General features: G+C 54.1%; 15 protein-coding genes. 8 read left to right on the plus strand and 7 right to left on the minus strand.

The window, feature by feature from the left end:
• The first annotated feature begins 223 nt into the window (after nucleotides 1-223).
• Nucleotides 224-955 (plus strand): DUF3581 domain-containing protein, encoded by a 732-nt coding sequence (locus CX651_RS00880; RefSeq protein WP_101052737.1) that lies wholly within the window; start codon nucleotides 224-226, stop codon nucleotides 953-955.
• 2 nt (nucleotides 956-957) lie between these two features.
• On the opposite strand, the gene CX651_RS00885 is transcribed toward CX651_RS00880, so the two are convergent.
• Both CX651_RS00885 and CX651_RS00890 read right to left on the minus strand, forming a co-directional pair.
• Nucleotides 958-2,901, minus strand: coding sequence for a GGDEF domain-containing protein (locus CX651_RS00885; RefSeq protein ID WP_157822653.1), 1,944 nt, complete (start codon nucleotides 2,899-2,901; stop codon nucleotides 958-960).
• Nucleotides 2,902-3,174: 273 nt separating this feature from the next.
• A complete protein-coding gene (locus tag CX651_RS00890) occupies nucleotides 3,175-4,773 on the minus strand; it encodes a TerC family protein (RefSeq protein WP_101052742.1) in 1,599 nt (532 codons plus the stop codon).
• Between the two features lie 546 nt (nucleotides 4,774-5,319).
• On the opposite strand from CX651_RS00890, the gene CX651_RS00895 reads away from it, so the two are divergent.
• The 7 genes from CX651_RS00895 to CX651_RS00925 all read left to right on the plus strand — a co-directional run bounded on the left by CX651_RS00895 (nucleotide 5,320) and on the right by CX651_RS00925 (nucleotide 12,070).
• Complete coding sequence (locus tag CX651_RS00895) at nucleotides 5,320-5,934, plus strand: CDP-alcohol phosphatidyltransferase family protein (RefSeq protein ID WP_101052744.1); 615 nt, start codon at nucleotides 5,320-5,322, stop codon at nucleotides 5,932-5,934.
• Nucleotides 5,935-5,959: 25 nt separating this feature from the next.
• Nucleotides 5,960-7,729, plus strand: a complete 1,770-nt coding sequence (locus tag CX651_RS00900; RefSeq protein WP_101052746.1) for a bifunctional alpha/beta hydrolase/class I SAM-dependent methyltransferase — start codon at nucleotides 5,960-5,962, stop codon at nucleotides 7,727-7,729.
• Nucleotides 7,729-9,114, plus strand: a complete 1,386-nt coding sequence (locus CX651_RS00905) for a phosphatase PAP2/dual specificity phosphatase family protein (protein ID WP_101052748.1) — start codon at nucleotides 7,729-7,731, stop codon at nucleotides 9,112-9,114. The genes CX651_RS00900 and CX651_RS00905 overlap by 1 nt, the downstream gene beginning before the upstream one ends.
• Nucleotides 9,107-9,535 carry a hypothetical protein gene (locus tag CX651_RS00910; RefSeq protein WP_101052750.1) on the plus strand — a complete coding sequence of 143 codons (429 nt, stop codon included), beginning with the start codon at nucleotides 9,107-9,109 and terminating at the stop codon, nucleotides 9,533-9,535. The genes CX651_RS00905 and CX651_RS00910 overlap by 8 nt, the downstream gene beginning before the upstream one ends.
• Before the next feature lie 19 nt (nucleotides 9,536-9,554).
• Nucleotides 9,555-10,193 (plus strand): lysophospholipid acyltransferase family protein, encoded by a 639-nt coding sequence (locus tag CX651_RS00915; protein ID WP_025889733.1) that lies wholly within the window; start codon nucleotides 9,555-9,557, stop codon nucleotides 10,191-10,193.
• A complete protein-coding gene (locus CX651_RS00920) occupies nucleotides 10,190-11,113 on the plus strand; it encodes a phosphatidate cytidylyltransferase (protein WP_101052752.1) in 924 nt (307 codons plus the stop codon). The genes CX651_RS00915 and CX651_RS00920 overlap by 4 nt, the downstream gene beginning before the upstream one ends.
• A 99-nt stretch (nucleotides 11,114-11,212) precedes the next feature.
• Nucleotides 11,213-12,070 carry a pirin family protein gene (locus tag CX651_RS00925; RefSeq protein WP_101052754.1) on the plus strand — a complete coding sequence of 286 codons (858 nt, stop codon included), beginning with the start codon at nucleotides 11,213-11,215 and terminating at the stop codon, nucleotides 12,068-12,070.
• Nucleotides 12,071-12,121: 51 nt separating this feature from the next.
• Here the strand turns inward: CX651_RS00925 and CX651_RS00930 are convergent, their stop codons facing one another.
• The 5 genes from CX651_RS00930 to CX651_RS00950 all read right to left on the minus strand — a co-directional run bounded on the left by CX651_RS00930 (nucleotide 12,122) and on the right by CX651_RS00950 (nucleotide 18,187).
• Nucleotides 12,122-13,153, minus strand: a complete 1,032-nt coding sequence (locus CX651_RS00930; RefSeq protein WP_224866056.1) for a site-2 protease family protein — start codon at nucleotides 13,151-13,153, stop codon at nucleotides 12,122-12,124.
• A 111-nt stretch (nucleotides 13,154-13,264) separates the two neighbouring features.
• The gene (locus tag CX651_RS00935) at nucleotides 13,265-13,627 is read right to left on the minus strand and encodes a DUF4144 domain-containing protein (protein WP_224866057.1); all 363 of its coding nucleotides are present in this window, start codon (nucleotides 13,625-13,627) and stop codon (nucleotides 13,265-13,267) included.
• Nucleotides 13,628-13,730: 103 nt separating this feature from the next.
• Nucleotides 13,731-15,401: a DUF342 domain-containing protein gene (locus CX651_RS00940; protein ID WP_101052760.1), complete on the minus strand. Its 1,671-nt coding sequence runs from the start codon at nucleotides 15,399-15,401 to the stop codon at nucleotides 13,731-13,733.
• 311 nt (nucleotides 15,402-15,712) lie between these two features.
• Nucleotides 15,713-16,747 carry a class I SAM-dependent methyltransferase gene (locus CX651_RS00945; RefSeq protein ID WP_101052897.1) on the minus strand — a complete coding sequence of 345 codons (1,035 nt, stop codon included), beginning with the start codon at nucleotides 16,745-16,747 and terminating at the stop codon, nucleotides 15,713-15,715.
• 123 nt (nucleotides 16,748-16,870) lie between these two features.
• Entirely contained in the window at nucleotides 16,871-18,187 is a 1,317-nt protein-coding gene (locus CX651_RS00950; protein ID WP_101052898.1) for an alkaline phosphatase, read from the minus strand.

The raw sequence follows: 18,187 nt of genomic DNA on the forward strand, positions 1-18,187 counted from the left end.
TTTGATCTTTTAAGTAAAGTAGTAAGGCTGTATTTGAGTTGTCCAGGAGAGCTTGGGATCATTTTCAGACAAACTCGCTGAAGTGCGATTGCTTGATTTTTGAGCGGCTAACCTTGGCCGGAAGCCAAGGCCAACAGATCGGGTGAGTTATTTGTCAAAAGGCGGTTAAACTGGTAGGCCTTTTTATTCCGGTTAGCCTTGGCTTTGTGAGTGTTTGAACAAGATGTTTCTAGTTGATTATTTTAAAAGAGAAAATAACCAAATAACCATAGGCCGTAAGCAGGCCAGTGATTTTGCCAAGGGAGTAGCAGGGGATTTTAATCCTATCCATGATGAAGATGCCAAACGATTTTGCGTTCCCGGCGATCTGCTGTTTGCCTTGGTGTTGAACGATTATGGCCTCAGCCGCCGGATGCTGTTCAAGTTTGAAGGCATGGTCGGGGACGGCGTATGTCTGCATTTTCCCGGCAATCAGGGGGCCGAGCTGGCGATAGAAGATGAGCGCGGCAAACGCTACCTGAATGTCCATCGCGATGGTGAAACGCGCCACTGCGAACGGCAGTTGGAATCCTTTATCCGCAGTTATGTGGCTTTTTCCGGCCTCAACTTTACCCATGTTTTGGTGCCTTTGATGCGTGAGCATCAGGTCACCATCAATCCGGCGCGGCCCTTGGTTATCTATGAAAGCATGGGGTTTGAGCTGGATACCCTGGAGTTTGAGCAGGTTAAACTGGAGCTGATTAACAGCAATCTCAAAGTCGATGGCAAGCGCGGTGATGTGACGCTGGATTTCGCGCTTATCAGTGATGATAAGCAGGTAGGAACCGGACGTAAAACCTTGGTACTCAGTGGTTTACGTCCTTTCGACGAGGCGGCAGTGGAGGCCATGGTCAGTGAGTATCAGGCGCGCCGCGATGGCAGCTGGAATGGCGGCGGCTCGCAGACAAACGCCTGAATTCAAACTGCGTTGGCTTCTGAGTCCTGTGCCAGCTCACTTTCGACTCGATTACGCCCAAGCTGCTTGGCTTGATAAAGAAGTTTATCCGCAATATCAGCCAGTTGACTGAAGCTTTGGCAACCGTCGGCGTCCAAAGCCACCCCCTGGCTGACGGTGAGCCTCAGTGGCTCGCCATTTTCCAGGGTGAATATGTGCTCGGCCACGCTTTGCCTCAGGGTTTCGGCAACAGTCACAGCGTCATTCAAGCCGGTATTGGGCAGCAATAACATAAACTCTTCACCGCCAACCCGTGCCAGTAGATCATCCTTCCGCAGCAAGGCTTTCATGACCTTGGCCAGTTCAATCAGCACCCGGTCGCCGTTATTGTGGCCATGAGTGTCATTGACCTTTTTGAAGCTATCTATGTCGAGTGTGATTAACGCCAGTGGGCCATGGTTGCGCTGGACTTTGGCCGGCAACAACAGTGATTTCAGCCGAGCAAGCAGTGTGCGCCACTTAGGTTGCGACTCCTGGTTTTGCTCCTCTAAGGCCTGATGGTACAGCAACCAACCAGCCAGATAACGGCGGTTATAGAGGCCGGTGAGACTGTCTGTCTTGGCCAGCAGGCCCCACTTCAAGCGTGAGCGATTGAGCCAGAGAATAATGATAGTGGCCAGCAACAGCAGCAACAGGATGATGCTGCTTATGATATTGAGCTGATTCAAGGTAGTGCGGTTGGTTTCCAGCTCCAGCTTTTGCAGCACATTGTTCCAGTTGAGATCCTGATTTTCAAATTCGAGGCGCTCTAAGTTAAATAGTAACTGTTGGCGATCCAGATTGCTGACCAACTCCTTGGAGCTGTATGCGGCGAAACGCTGTTGGTATTGCTCCAATACTTCGTAAGCGCGCTTGAAATTACCTAATCCGGCAAAACCTTCGGCACTGACCTTTAACAGCTCTATCTGAGAGCGCAACAAGGCTTTTTCCTTCGCTAGGCTGATAAGCAGAGGGTCTACATAGACGGCCATTTCGGCGTACTTATGCTTGTTGAGTAACTCTTGGGCCTTGAGCAGTTGAAAGCGACTGGTATAGAGGGTTGAAGTCTCGCGATATTGCAGCTTGTCGGCCAGTTGCAGGTGCTTTGCCATGGACGACACATCCCCGGAATCCCGATATTTCAGCGCCAGTTCCACATTGATACGAAAGCGATACAGGCCGTATCCCAATACTCTGGCCAGTTCCAGCGCTGCTTGGTATCTATCTATGGCTATTTCAGTCTGTCCCTGCTGCTCGGCCAACTGAGCCAATTCTAATTGCACCAGCATCTGGTTGTAGGACATCCTTCTGTCCTTGAAGAATTTGAATGCGTTGTTAAGCAGTTTTTCCGAGCGCTCAAAGCCGTTAAGGCGCACCAGGAGGTGGCCGATGCCAAAGGAGATCCGCTCCAGCAACTCCTTGTCCCGGCTTTGTTCGGCGGCGTCCAATGACAGCATCAGGCTGGCGTAGGACGCATCCAGCTTGCCTTGTTGTTCAAGCGCCTTGCTCTTCAGCAGCAGGGCTTCGGCCTGCACCGCCTTATCGGCGGAATTTTGCTGACTATCTATAATCTTTTGCAACTCGCTGATGGCCTGGGTGACCTTGCCGGTTTGCAACATCACCTGTACCAGTCTTAGCTCCAGCAGGGTATGTTCGCTGGTTCCCGGAACTGCCAGTTTCAGGCCCTCTTGGGCTGCTTGCTCGGCAGCGGGGATCTCATGCAGCAGTAGAGATACTGTCGCCTTGGTCAGGTAAAAACGGGTCAGCAGGGGCTTGGGCAGGTCTTTGAGTTGTCCGCTTTCCATTTCGTACAGTTGAGCCTGCGACCTTTGCGGCAGTGAATAGAGCTGGCTTTCGGCTCCTTTAAGTAAGCGGGAGAATTGCTCTGCATTGGCCGCTGACAGAGCAGGGCTGGCCAGTATCATCATTATTGCTATCCATGGAAGGCAGAAGCGTTTCTTCATACTCTTAGTGCTCTTTGAACCGAAAATGTCTGATAAAAGTGATATTGGGGAGGGATTATCGCGTTCACGGCTTGGGTTTGTCTAATTATTCACGGACGACTACTTAAGTTTGGGAATTGTCTGATAGAGCCGCAGCGCCTGAAAGAGTTAGGTGATCAACAAGTGAGGGGGATAGGCTGGTTGTAGTAAAACAGCGCCGATAGCCGCAGATTTGGCTTGGCTATCGGCGCTTGTGGATCAGGTTTCTGCCAGTGTTGGATAGGGGCCTTCGCTGGCAGGGCTGTTGTCAGTTTGCTGCTCTAGATGGCTTATTTTGACTTCGGCTATCTGGTGTTGATTCATCGCCGTTACCTCAAAGCGCCAGGGCTCTATAGTCAGCACGCAACCTGCTTCCGGGATCCGGCCAAAGCGCGCCAGCAACATGCCCGCCAGGGTGACGTACTCGTGATTATGGCTCTCGAGTTCGTCGCAGCCCAGTAGCTTCTCCAACTGATGCAAATTTATACTGCCGCGAGCGCGCCAACCATCACCATCGATGCGGATCTCTTCGGCCTCATCTTCCTGAGGCAGTTCGCCGACTATGGCTTCGAGAATGTCGTGGCCTGTGACCAGTCCCAATAGCGCTCCGAATTCGTCGGTGACCAGTGCCATGTCGGCCTTGGCGCGTTTCAGCTCTTCCAACAAACGGAACACACTGATGCTTTTCGGCACTATTACCGGCTTGTGGCCGGGGCGCAGACTCTGCAGCGGCCGTTGTTGTTCTATGACTGCCAGCAACTCCTTGGCACTGACCAGCGCCACGACCTTGTCTATGTCGCCGTCACACAGGGGATACTGGCTGAAACTGTCGCTAAGCAGTTGCTGTTTTATCTGCTCGGGGCTGTGGCTGAGGTTAACCCAGCTTATTTCGGCACGCGGCGTCATAATGCTCTTGATGCTGCGCTCGGCCAGAGTCAGCACTTCACCGACCATGTTGCGTTCATCTTCACCAAAGCACTTGCTCAGGGCGCGCTCGTCTTCGGGCAACTCTTCATCTTCTTCAATTTCTTCAAACTGCTTCTTGCCGCCCATCAACTTGAAGATGGCGTTGGCTGTCCTGTCCCTCAAGGGTTTACGGGCCTCACGTTGTTCGAACCTGCGTTGCCCCAACTGGTTGAAGAACTCGATCATGATGGAGAAACCTATGGCGGCATACAGATAACCTTTGGGAATATGGAAACCAAAGCCTTCGGCCACCAAGCTGAAACCTATCATCAGCAGGAAACTGAGACAGAGCACCACCACGGTTGGGTGTGCGTTGACAAAGCGAGTCAGCGGTTTGGAAGCCAGCAACATCACAGTCATGGCCACCACTACGGCTGTCATCATTACCCAGAGCTCATCCACCATACCGACCGCGGTAATGATAGAGTCGATGGAAAATACCGCATCCAGCACCAGTATCTGGGTCACAACTATGCCAAAGCCGGCGTAGGCGACTTTCTGGCCAATTTCCGGCTCTTTGGACTCCAGCCGTTCATGCAGTTCACTGGTGGCCTTGAACAGCAGGAACAGCCCCCCGGAAATCAGGATCAGATCCCGTCCGGAAAAACTGAAATTGGCAAGGCTGAATAAAGGTTGGTTGAGGGTGACCAGCCAGGACACCACGGCCAACAGGCCAAGGCGCATCAACAGAGCCAGCGACAGGCCTATGACCCGGGCTTTGTCTCTTTGATGTTGAGGGAGTTTTTTAACCAGAATGGCAATAAATACCAGGTTGTCTATGCCGAGAACTATCTCGAGGATGATAAGGGTAAAGAGTCCGATCCATATGTGTGGGTCGAGCAAAAGTTCCATAGTGGTGAACCAAGGGCCTCAAAGTGGGTTTAACTTGGGCCTATTGCAGCATAACTTGGGTGGAATGCTGAATTAATTTTGGTTAATCCTTTTTGAGCATAATAGAAGGTGAGTGCAACACTATGTCTACACCATCCTGGGCGCGGGGCTGTGTTTGGTTTTCTGAAACGCTAGTCTGCTTAAATTATTAAAAGTATCAATTTGTTGTATTTATTTTGGTTGAATGAACGTCAGCGCTGGCTATTCCAAATGCCTATTGGGGCTTGGCAACTTGATTGAGCCATTCATGGCTATCTATCAGCTGGAACATTTGGCTTTAACCCTAAAGCCAATCGAAGCAGAGAATCAATAGACTGGATACAGAGAGGTGCAGTGGCATTTTCCCCTTGTCGGAGGCGTTGCGGTTGAGTCGTGATTCAGCCGCGGCTTTTTCCCTCAAGCACTTTGAAGCATATTAAAAATCAGGCATAGTGCACTTTGGTCATTTGCGCGAGATTCAAGGATGACTGTGAGAACTTTTCTTTCTCGATTAGGATGTTGTAGCCAATGAGTTTGTCTGTTTATCAGTTGAAATCCCGCTTTCAGGACCTACTGAGGCCACTGGTTACCCGTCTGTATCAGCGCGGCGTCAGCGCCAATCAAGTCACGGTATTGGCGGCGCTGGGTTCTATACTGCTGGGAACCCTGTTGCTTATCTGGCCTCATCCTTGGCTCTTTGCCCTCATCCCGATTTGGATGCTGAAAAGAATGGCGCTCAATGCCATAGATGGCATGTTGGCCCGCGAGTTTGGGCAGCAATCCCGTCTCGGCGCCTACCTCAATGAGCTCGCCGATATTGTTTCGGATGCGATACTCTATCTGCCTTTTGCCTTGCTAGGTGGTGTGGAACCTGCACTGGTGATCGCCCTGACCTTACTGGCCATAGCCAGTGAATATGCCGGGGTGCTAGGCCTGATGGTGGGGGCTGAGCGCCGCTATGATGGCCCCATGGGCAAGAGCGATCGCGCGTTTGTCTTCGGTATTCTGGGGCTGGCCGTCGCCTTGGGTTGGTTGACACCATTCTGGCTCAATTTGATCTTGTCATTGGTTATCCTGTTACTCTGCCTGACCATATTCAATCGGGTAAAATCCGGTTTGAAGCAGGGTGAGAGCGCAAGTTAAGTTGTTTATCAAAGGAATGAATTATATGGATAATGCCGCAAGGGTACCCGAGGAACACTTTTTTACTACCCATGATGGATTCCAGCTGTTTTATCGTTTCTGGCCGGCGCTGGAAACCAATGAACAAGAGGATCCCGGGGCCGTGTTGCTGTTTCACCGTGGTCATGAACACGGTGGTCGAATGGCGCACCTGTTGGATGAATTGGCGCTGCCTGAGCAGGCTTTTTTCGCTTGGGACGCCCGTGGTCATGGGCAATCACCGGGCGCCAGAGGCGACAGCCCCTCCTTCGGTACCAGTGTCCGCGACATTCAGACCTTTGTGGAACACATAGAGCGCAAACATGGTTTCAGCCAAGAGCAGCTGTGTGTGGTGGCCCAAAGTGTCGGCGCCGTGCTGGCCAGCACCTGGGTGCATGACTATGCGCCTTCTATTCGTGCGCTGGTGCTGGCGTCGCCGGCCTTCAGCGTCAAACTCTATGTGCCTTTTGCTATCCCTGGGCTCAAGCTGCTGAGGAGCCTCAAGGGCAACTTTTTCGTCAACAGCTATGTTAAGGCCAAGCTGTTGACCCATGACCCAGCCAGACAATACAGCTTTGAGACAGATCCACTGATCGCCAGGCCGATCTCGGTCAATGTGTTGTTGGGACTCTATGATGCCGCCGAAAGAGTGGTGGCCAATGCCCAGGCGATTACTGTACCGACTCAGGTACTGATCTCGGGCGCCGACTATGTGGTTCGGCGCCAGCCGCAGCAGCAGTTTTTTGAGCGTTTGGGTTCCCAGCGTAAAGAATTGCACCTGCTGCCCGGTTTTTATCATGACACCCTGGGAGAGCTGGATCGGGCCGACCCGATAGCCAGGATCAGACGCTTCCTGCGGGCCAATATCGCCTCGCCGCAGGCGACTGTGAATTTGTTGCAGCAAGATAAATTCGGCCCGAGCTGCGCCGAGAGTGAATCGCTCGCCGCCCCTCTGCCCGAGGCTTCCTGGCAGGCCAAGTACTGGCAAGCCACCCGCGCAGTGATGAAGCTGGGGGAGAAATACTCAGAGGGCATCGCTCTGGGTTTCGAGCGCGGCTTCGACTCGGGCAGCACCCTGGACTATGTCTATCGCAACACCCCCTCCGGCAAGGGGGAGTTTGGCCGCTTTGTCGACAAACAATATCTCAATGCCATTGGCTGGCGCGGCATACGTCAGCGTAAACGCCATATCGAAGAACTGCTGGCGCAGGCGCTGTCGACGCTGAGAAAGGAAGAAAAGCCGCTGCATTTGATGGATGTGGCCGCTGGGCATGGCCGCTATCTGCTGGAGAGCCTGGCGAACAGCGATATCAAGCCCGATTCTGTGCTGCTGCGTGATTACAGTGATATCAATATCCGCGACGGCCGCGCTCTCATCGATGAGCTTGGCCTCAGTGACATAGTACGCTTTGAAAAGGGCGATGCCTTCGACTTTGATTCGCTGGCGGCGGTCGAGCCCAAACCAACCCTGGCGGTAGTCTCCGGCCTCTACGAGCTGTTTGGTGACAATGAGATGGTGTCCCGCTCCCTGGCGGGTATTGCCGCGGCGCTGGCGCCCGGAGGCCTGCTTATCTACACGGGCCAGCCCTGGCATCCACAGCTGGAATTCATCGGCCGGGCCCTGACCAGCCACAGAGACGGTCAGCCTTGGGTGATGCGTCGCCGCAGTCAGCAGGAGATGGATCAACTGACCAAAGCCAACGGCTTTCACAAGTTGACTCAAAGAGTGGATGAGTGGGGCATATTTACCGTGTCCATGGCGCGTAAGGCCGACTGATGCCTGAGCTGCCCGCCCGTCGACGCGAGGTCGGTACCATTCGCCGGGGCCTGCTTTGGCTGGCCTTGTTGGCGCCGTTTTTCTTTGCCAGCTATGGTTTTGCCAATTGGTATGCCTCGCAGCAAAGTGAGGTTCCCAGTCTGGTGTTTTCCTGGGAGCACGCCATTCCGCTTTGGCCCTGGACCATAGTGCCTTACTGGTCGATAGATCTTCTCTACGGCCTGGCGTTTCTGCTCCCCCTCAGCCGCAAGGGGATAGACAGACTGGGGCTCAGGCTGCTGAGCGTACAGCTTCTGTGTATCGGCTGTTTTCTCATCTGGCCACTTAAATTCAGTTTTGAGCGCCCGCCGCTCGACGGCGTTTTTGGTGGTTTGTTTGATCTCCTGATGGGGTTTGATAAGCCTTTCAATCAGGCGCCCTCTTTGCACATCGCCCTCTTGGTGGTGCTCTGGAGTGAATACAGTCAGCGGGCCAAGGGCCCCTGGCGTTATCTGCTCCACGGCTGGTTTGCCTTGATTGGCCTGTCGGTGCTGACGACCTGGCAACATCATTTTATCGACTTGCCCACAGGGCTGGCGGCCGGTCTGTTCTGCCTCTGGCTGTGGCCGCGACATTCGTTCAGCCGCTTGAGTTTGGCGAGGGAACCTTGCAGGCTCAAGCTGGCAGCGGCTTATGGCGTCGGCGCCGTCTTGCTGCTGCTCGCGGCCTTGCTCTGGCCCATGAGTCTGCTTGGCATGCTGCTGTTTTGGCTGGCCTTGGCGCTGGCCATGGTGGCGCTCAATTATCTCCTGTTTGCCGCCGCGGGTTTTCAAAAGAGTGAGCTGGGCCATCCCAGCTTCGCCAGTCGCTGGCTGTTGTTGCCTTATCGTTTGTTTGCCTGGCTCAATATCCGTTTCTGGACCGCTGGCCAGGTGGCGGCGCAAGAGGTGCTGCCCGGGGTTTGGCTTGGGCGCATGCCCACCATGAGTGAAGCGCAGCAATATGATGCCATATTGGATCTCTGCGCCGAGTTACCTTTCCCCTATTCGGGCAAGGCCTTGCTGACACCTGTTCGGGGGATGACCGAAGGCAAGCTCAAATGGTATCAGCCCATGCCCATGCTGGATTTATGCTTGCCGGATGAACAGGAGTGCCTGGAAGCGGTCAGGCGGCTCGAGTGTTTGCGCACTTCAGGTACTCTACTTGTATGTTGCGCCTTGGGTTATGGCCGTAGCGCCCTGGTATTGGCGGCCTGGTTGCTGCTGAGCGGTCGGGCCGGCAGTGCCCAGGATGCCGCAAGGATGATTGCCGCCGTCAGACCCAAGGTGGTTTTCAAGCCAGAGACTCTGGCTTACCTGGAGCGGCTCAAGTCCGGTTTTTGCCCGCCAGAGGTGCAACATGCCTGAGTCGCAGCAGCGGGATCTGGCAAAATTGGTGGCCACTTTATTGGGCAATGCCGCGCCGCTGCGCTGGTTCAGTGCCGTTTTGATGTTGGCACCTTTGCTGCTTCTCTGGGGCGGCAAGCTTCAAGGATGGTCGGAACTGCTCAGCGCCCTGTTGATGGTGCTTTTCGGGCTGGGCGGACAGTATTTTGGCCTTAGAGTGGCGCTGGATGCCAAGCTGTTTGCCGCCCTGGCAGGGGAGCATTCCTGCGAACGTCTGGATCACAGCATGCAGCAGCTCGGCTGGCTTAAAGAAGAGCAGGCCGGTCGCAGTATGCTGCAGCGCGCCCAAGGGGCGCAGGCGCTGCTAAAGCGTCTGTTCCTCTGCTTTGCCGGGCAGGCCGCGGCGCTGATGTTGTTACTCGTCTGGCGCTTTTTCCTGTAAGAGGAGTTTACCCTTATCTATGGATACCCTAATCGGCTGGCTCGCGGGATTGACCGCCTTTGGGATCACCTCGGCCGCCAGGTTGGTCACAGGTGCCCGTGCCCTGTGGCTTGGCTGCCGCGCCAATCACAATCAGCGGCTCTACTTTGCCAATCACAGCAGTCACGGTGACTTTGTGTTGCTGTGGGCATCACTGCCTGCCTTGCTGAGACGCAAGACTCGTCCGGTTGCCGGCGCCGAGTATTGGCAGAAGACGGCGCTGAGGCGCTTTATTATTCAGCGGGTATTCAATGCCGTGCTTATTCCAAGAGAGAGCCATGGTGAGGGCAATCCCTTGGCGCCGGTGGAAAAGGCGCTGGCCGAGGGCGACTCGCTGATCTTCTTCCCGGAAGGAACCCGTAATCTGAGCGAGGCGCCATTGTTGCCGTTCAAGAGTGGAATCTATCATCTGGCACACTCGCGCCCGGATCTGGAGCTGATCCCCGTGTGGATTGCCAACCTCAATCGCGCCATGCCCAAGGGGCGTTATCTGCCGTTGCCGCTGCTCTGCACTTTGAGTTTTGGCACGCCTATCAAGCTGCAGCCGCAGGAAACCAAGGTGGCCTTTCTCGAGCGTTTGCGTTTGGCACTATTGGCGATGTCACGGGAGGAAGTATGAACCAGACACTGTGGTTGTTTGCCGGTATAGGCCTACTGCTGGTGGTAGCGACCCTGATAGGTCGTTTGCTGGCCAGGCGTAAGGGCAACAACGCCGTTATTGCCAACCTCAATGCCAGAATCGATGCCTGGTGGATGATGGTGCTGGCCATAGGCATAGCCTTCCTGTTCGGGCTCTATGGGGTGATATTGCTGTTTGCCCTGGTATCTTTCTATGCGCTCAGGGAGTTTTTAACCCTGACACCGACCCGGGCCAGCGATTATCCAGCCCTGGTCGCCGCCTTCTATTTTGCCTTGCCGGTGCAGTATCTGCTGATCGCCATCCATTGGTACGGCATGTTCAGTATCTTTATTCCCGTGTATCTGTTCCTGCTGATGCCGATTCTGGCAGCACTTGGCGGCGATACTACACGTTACCTTGAGCGTACCGCCAAGGTGCAGTGGGGGCTGATGATAGCCGTCTATTGTGTCTCGTCAGTGCCGGCGCTGATGACCTTGAAGATTGAGGGCTATGAAGGGCGTAACTTGCTGCTGATCGCCTGGCTCATTTTGGTGGTGCAACTCTCCGATGTGCTGCAGTATTGCTGTGGCAAGCTGTTTGGCAAACGCAAGGTGGCACCCAAGCTGTCGCCCTCCAAGACCCTCGAAGGCTTGGTCGGTGGGGTGTTGCTGGCGACGCTGGTGGGTACTTCGCTGTTTTGGATCACCCCATTCACCCCCTGGCAGGCGGCAATCATAGCTTTACTGGTGAACCTGCTCGGCTTTGCCGGGGGACTGGTGATGTCGGCTATCAAGCGTGACCGCGGCGTCAAGGATTGGGGCCATATGATAGAGGGCCACGGCGGCATGCTGGATCGCATGGATTCTGTCTGTTTTGCCGCGCCGGTTTTCTTCCATGTGGTGCGCTATTGGTGGGGGTGACCTTTCTATAAAGTCGAAGACTCATAGCGGATAAATGCGCTTTTTGTTGTTATTTGTCGGCAGTAAGCTGGGGCTATTCCAAAGTGAAGGAGCCCAATGATGAAAATATTGCAAATACTGCCGGCGCAACCCACCTCTGACGGCGATGGGGTCAATATCAGCCGGGTCGCCGATTTTCAGGCTCTGGCGTTGGATCCCTATCTGATGCTGGATGAGATCCGCTCCGACGATGAACGCGATTATCTCGGCGGTTTTCCGCCGCATCCCCACCGCGGTATGGAAACTTTTACCTATATCCGCAAGGGCGGCTTTGAGCACAGGGATCAACTGGGCAATGTCCGCGCCATCCGCGAAGGCAAGGTGCAGTGGATGAGTACCGGCCGCGGTGTGGTCCACTCCGAAATGCCGCTGGCCGATGCCAAAGAGGGGCTGCATGGCTTTCAGATCTGGCTCAATATGCCGGCCAAGGACAAGATGCGGCCGCCCAGGTATCAGGACAGCGCTGCCGATGAACACCAACAGCTTGAAACTGAAGGCGCCAGCCTGAGACTGCTGGCCGGTGACTGGCGTTTCGCCGGTACTGAAGCCAGTGCTCCCTTGACCGGGTTGGCCGGCGATGCGGCGATTGCCGATTTGACGCTGGCGCCTGATGCCCAAGCCGAGTTGGAACTCAGTCATCTGGGGCGGCTGGCGCTCTATTTGCACAGTGGTGAATTGCAACTGCCGGATGGCAAACAACTGGCCGCCGGTAATATGTTGCTGCTCGACAGTCGTTATCCTCTCGAGCTGCAAGCCGGTTTCAAGGGCGCAGGCCTGCTCATTCTGGCCGGTAACCCTATTGGTGAGGCCGTGGTGCAGATGGGGCCTTTTGTGATGAATACCCAGGCGGAAATCTTGCAGGCCATTCGTGACTACCAAAACGGTGATTTCGGTGAGATCCCATCCGGTTCCGTTTAACTGATATAGGCAACAGACGGCTGCTTTGTTGCAGCCGTTTGCCATATTGCATCAGCTCTGCAATATTTTGAGTGGCAATCCCAGCATATCATCTCCGCTACCCGCCAGATGCCAGATAACCCCTACCAGGGCCGCCACGGTTAACAGATACCAGATAAGGGAAAACACTTGCCCATACCTGTCCAGCGGCAACAGATGGCTTTGATGACGCTGTTTCCACTCAAACAGAATCTCGGCGCTGCCTATCAGCAACAGGAACCCCAGCAGCGCTAGCCCCAGGCTGTAGCTGATAAATACTCCGATGGCGGCACCGAGAATACAGGCGATAAGGCCGATGGCGCTGTTCATTGAAAAGCTGATGCTCTTGAGAATATGTCCGCCGTCCAGCGGCAGAATTGGCAACAGGTTGAACAGATTGAGTAAGGCGTTAAAGGCCGCCAATCCGGCAAAGAAGGGATTGCCCGTGATCCAGTAGGCCACGAGTGCCGCCAGGGACATTAACAGGCCAAAGGTTGGCCCCATGATGGAGATCACCACATCTTGCCAGCGGGTGTTGATCTTCTCATCGGACAAGGCCAGGCCGCCCATAAAGGGAATGAGGTAGATACCTTTGGTTTTCATACCAAAATACTTCATCGCCCGGATATGGCCGTATTCGTGAAACACCAGACAGGCAATAAGGGCAAGGGCAAACTGCAGTGAAAACAGCCAAGAATAAGCGGCAATACTGGCCCCGGCCAGTACGACCTTGATCACCTTGGCGCTCTTGAGCAGTTTGAAGCCCAGAGACACCAGCCCCACCAGACTCAGTTTCTGCTGTTTCACCGGCGCTATGTCCGGTGTTTGCCGCTCAATATCTTTGCTGTTGCGCCTGCCTTCAATTGTGACTTGTTCATCGATGAGCAAACGATAGCTCAGCTCAAAGGGTTGCCAGTTGAGCTGGGTTTCCAGGCGTACCTTGATGCTGCTGCCATCGGTGCGACTAAGACTGAACTCATGGCGGCCGCAGTCTTGGTCATTGGCGCTGGCGGCTTGTTGTGATACCAATTGGTTATCCCAAAAGAGTTGCTGCCAACCTGCCATGGAACCTTCCAGCCTCAGAGGCTTCCCTAAGCAATCTATTTTCAGAAGTTGCAAATCTATGACTCCGGTGAGAGAAAACGCGCCGATTATACCTGTGGGCGCAGGGCTTTGTCAGAGATTGTCGAGATAACGCACCATCTCCAGCCCTTGTGGAAAAGTGATAAAGGCCAATTTGGCCACGCAGCAGCTGCCGAGCGCGGCGGCGTGCTTTTGCACCAACAGCTTGAGATCTTTGAGTTCGAGTCGAGACTGGCTAGGGCCTATTTGCGGCAATGAGGCCAGCACAGGTTCGTTGCTGCGAGTGGCTGGAAGTATGGGATAGCATAAGCCGCCGGAATCTATCAGTTGGTCGCCCTGGCAACTCAGGTGTTGATGCAGGCAGATATACTCCAACCAGTCTCTTTCATTCTCGAGGAACAGGAGTTCGTCTGAATCTGCCGGTTTTAGAATGGCGGGCCAGGTGGGCTGTGTCATAGGGGCTCCACGCATAAGCTGTTCCCGATACCATAACACAGTGACTTGGTGTTGCTATGATTTCTTCCCGGTCAGATTGAGCCATAGCCGTACGGCTTTGAGGTTAACCGCGATTGCTGTAATCGAAGTGGATTTCTCCATTTTGGTTTTCAATCACGCAGGGGCCGTGTTCCCTTTGAGTGCGCTGCTGTGCCGGGCCTATGTGAATTTCCACATTGGAGTAGACATGCTTCAGGGCTTCGACAAAGTAATGGCGATAGTAACCTTCAGTTTCCGCCTTCAGAAGATCGAGTTCGGTTTCTTCCCGCAGCCGCTCATCATCGACACGATGTTTCTCCTGCAGCATCATTTTGATCTGTTCGACCATGGTAGGATCTGTTTGCCATTCACTCTTGGGCGGCAGTTTTCTCAGCCGGGCTTCCATCTCCAGCCCGGCTACTACCAGAACCCTAACACTCTCTTCGAGTTCTTTGAGGTTTTGGCGGTATTCCCCCAAACGCATGGCGCAGAAGAGATCTGTCTTGGTATCGGCTGTGGCGCCTATGGCGACGGCCTTGATACCTTTTTCTGCCTTGGCTATTCCGCCCACCAGGTCTCCGCGACGGCCGTTGGCATCGCTGACTATCAGTTTGCCATCGGTGCAACTGTAGCTGTGCAATAGCTGCTTGGTTACCAGAATATCGCCTTGGCACTGAAGATCAGAATATTGCACAAACTGGGCCGAAATCTGCCCTTTGGCTCTTATTTGGGTCGATAGCTCATTGGTGCGGATCTGCCGACCTATAATCCCCTTGCTGACGGTGATATCTCCCTCTGCCGTCAGGGACGCCGAGTCGACAAAGCCCATCACAGTGATATCTCCACTACTCTTGACCTGCATCCCTTCATGGATGTCGCCACTGATAAGGATACTGCCCTTGAAGTCGACGTTGCCATAGCCTACGTCGACATCTTTTATCTGCAGCACATCGTCCACCTGCATGCCGTTGCGGATCTCCACCGGCTGACCGGCTACAGTGGCGATAAGCTTATTGCTGTCTTTGGCGCTGAGTTCTGTACCTTTACCTACCACCATCTCCAACTCTTTACCTGGCTTGGCCGGCAGTACTTCACCGAAGACATTGTAGCCTGGGGTACCTTGGGTGGCGGGGATCTTCTCCATCAAAATATCGCCGCTATTGACCATGATGACGGCGCCCAAGTTACGCATATCCACAGTGCCATCCTCCCGCTCCTGAGGGTGCAACAGGCGTTCACGGGCCAGGGGGACTTTGCGATCCAATTTGGCATGGCTACCGTTCACTGCGGCCTTGCCACAGGCAATTATGCCTTCTATGGTTTCACCGGGTTTACTCTGCTTCAGGCGTTTGAGCATGGTTTCTATCTTGATTTTCGATAGTCCCATGCAGATCTTATCTTCCTTGAGACGGCGAAGAATGTCCGGCAGGGTGATCTCTTTACCGCCCCAGGCGGCGGTAAGGGTCATGGCGGCTTGCATCTTATCCTTGCTCGGCTGGAGTGATATCTGGCCGTCACGACGCTCGGCTATCTGGAAAAATTGCTCGAATTGGCCATCTTCTTCGGCATAGAGCTTGTTGATCTCTTTGACGGCTTTAACAATTTGACTGTCCAGGGGGTAAAGCTTGGCAAAGTCAGGTAATGCCAGCAGATGACGAATGGCTTCCTCGGTAACGGGACCATGGGTTTTGGGGATGAGCCTCAGCTCGGCAAATTGCATGTTACTGCTGAGTTCAACGAGATCCGGCGCCAGCATATTAGAGTATCCAGGTTAGTTATACCTTTCCTTTGGAGCTTGAATATGTTTGCCACTCGAGTAAGAAACTGTTTGTCCATGGTGTGTGCCATGACATAACAGGAAAACAGGGGCTCTTATCGACTGAGTCAACTCCTGTGCGGAACGGTACTATTATTATTTTTCCGACTGCTATTGAGTATAACAACATAAGCTCGCCGAAACGAAGCCTGTTGTTAACATCCCATTAGCAGTTATTCAAAAGATAATAGCCCTGAATACTTATAAAAATCTTTGATCTCTTAGCGAAAAGTTACCAAAATTTTTCGGCGTTACTTTTTGTCACTGGTATTCCGGTAAAGCTTGTATTTGTTGTTTTCGGCGATGACATTCACCTTGCCGAAATGGGCCGCTATTGTGTCGCTGTATGGCAGGTGACGATTGGCCACTATCTGCCATACTCCTCTGTCTGTGAGTTTTTTGGCGCTGTCGGTGATAAAGCTTTCGGCAATATGGGTAGTTGCCGCCAAACCATCGTGAAACGGCGGGTTGGAGATGATGGCATTGAACTCGCCCTGGGTGGCGCTCAAGCCATCTGATGGATAGACCTTGGCGCTAAGGCCATTGGCCTTTAGGGTCAGCTCACAGGACAGCAGCGCCATGGCATTGATGTCGACACATTCCAGGCTCAGCTCCGGCTGGGCCTTGAGCAGGGCGGCCGCAATCACTCCGGCGCCGCAGCCAAAGTCCAATACCCGGCCCTCAAGCTTGGGCAGATGGGACAACAACAGCTCTGTGCCCAGATCCAGACGTTTTTCACTGAATACTCCGGCCATATTGCAGATTTGCACATCCCCTTGGGGAGTGGGCAAGCTGTAATGACTGACATAGGTCTCAATATCCAGCGCAGTTGGGCTGGCGATGGCCTCGGCGGCAAACAGCAGGCAGTGACGGGCGTTGTCCAGTTTGATCGGATTGCTGAACCAGTGACTTTGCTGCTTGGCAAACGACTTTATCCCACCTTTGTTTTCCCCTATGACCAGCAGCTGGCCTCCCGGTTGCAGGTGCAGCGCTGCCAGTTCCAGCAGATAAGCAAGCAGCGGCTTGGCCTTAGGGTAGTAGACCACAACTGTCTCGAACCTGTCAGTATGGGGCAACTGGTGGCCAAAGTAACAATGAAGCTCGGCCTTGGCTTGCGACTTAAGCTGTTGGAAGTGATTGAAATCCAGCGCCAGGGCATCGACTCTGGGGCACAGGTTCAAAAGCTCTCTGGCGCAGCTGTCGCTTTCATGGTTGAGCAGCAGCAGGCTTTGGCCTTCAAAAAGCGCACTGTTGCGCAGCAGTAATTGCGATGGCGGTGTCAGCAACATAGGAGAACTTCCAAGGATAAAATCTGCTGCGCATTATAGCCAATCAGTGGTGGCAGCGGGCAAGCGTTATAGTCAGCAAACATAAAAAAGCGGCCGCAGCCGCTTTTTTATGGTTAAGCATTATTGAGCAGCCCTTTGCCCCTTGGGCAGTAGGCTTATCAGTTTGGAGGCGATATCCGTGTTGTCCTGGTTGCCGATAAACAGTTCGGCGCCCGGGCCTGTGGCAAACACCTGCACATCTGTGCCGGTATGGCCGCCAGTGGTCCAGCCTGTATTGGAGCGGCGATCTACTTCCTGTTTGATAGCGCTGGCCAGCGTCTCTTTGCCTTGCATTCTGGCCTTGGTCAACTGCTCCAGCAACGCCGGTTCCAGCTCAAAGCCCAGGCCTTGAGCCAGCGGTGCTTGCCAGTCTTCTGCGGTCAACGCCGCGGCGGCCAGGGTATCAATACTGGCAGACAGCCCCTTGAGCACCTCTGGATTCCAGGCATATTTGCCCTTGCTGCCGATGGAGAGACCGCCGGTATTGTGATCTGCGGTGGCCACCATCAGGGTATTGGGGTTTTGGCGCACGAACTGCTCGACCACTTCCATGGTACGGGCAAATTCATCCATCTCCGCCATGGCAGCGGCGATGTCGTTATTGTGACCGGCCCAGTCGATCAGGCTGCCTTCGACCAGCAATACAAAGCCGTTGTTGTTTTGTGACAAGAGCTCCAGCGCCTTGCCTGTCATGGCGCTGAGGCGATGGCCGTTCTTGTCATCCAGCACCCAGGGCAATTGCACTTCGGCAAACAGGCCCATTACCTTGGGCTGTGTGATACTTTCAAGCGCGCTGAACTCCTGCAAAATTTGATAGCCCTTGGCATCAAACTTGGCCAGCAGCTCCTGATCGAAGTATTTCTGGCCGCCCCCCAGCATCACATCGGCATCCGTCTCCAGATACTTGTTGGCCAGCTCGACATAGTTTTTTCGACTTTCGCTGTGAGACAGAAAGGCCGCCGGCGTGGCGTGATTTATCTGGGAAGTGACCGCCACTCCTGTGCTCATTCCCCGCTGCTTGGCCTTTTCCATTATGGTCGGGATGGGTTGCTTTTGGGTGTCGACCGAGATAGCGCCGTTATAGCTTTTCACCCCGGTTGCCAGCGCAGTTGCCGCGGCGGCCGAGTCGGTGACATAGCCGCTGACTCTGGCGGGGTAGGTACTGGCCATACCGACCAACAGGCGATCGAATACCGTCTGTTCTATCTCTTCGGTATCCGGGTTGTCATTGAAATACCGGTAGGCGCTGGTATAAGCCGGCCCCATGCCATCACCGACCATGATCACGATATTTTGGGGTCTGGAAGGGGCGGGATTGGGCAACTGATTGGCATCGGCTGCCAGTGGCAGCAGCAATGCCAGACCCAGCAATGCGCCCGTGAGTTGGCTCAGTTTCAT

The organism is Shewanella chilikensis (genome assembly GCF_002836945.1).
GTDB lineage: Bacteria > Pseudomonadota > Gammaproteobacteria > Enterobacterales > Shewanellaceae > Shewanella > Shewanella chilikensis.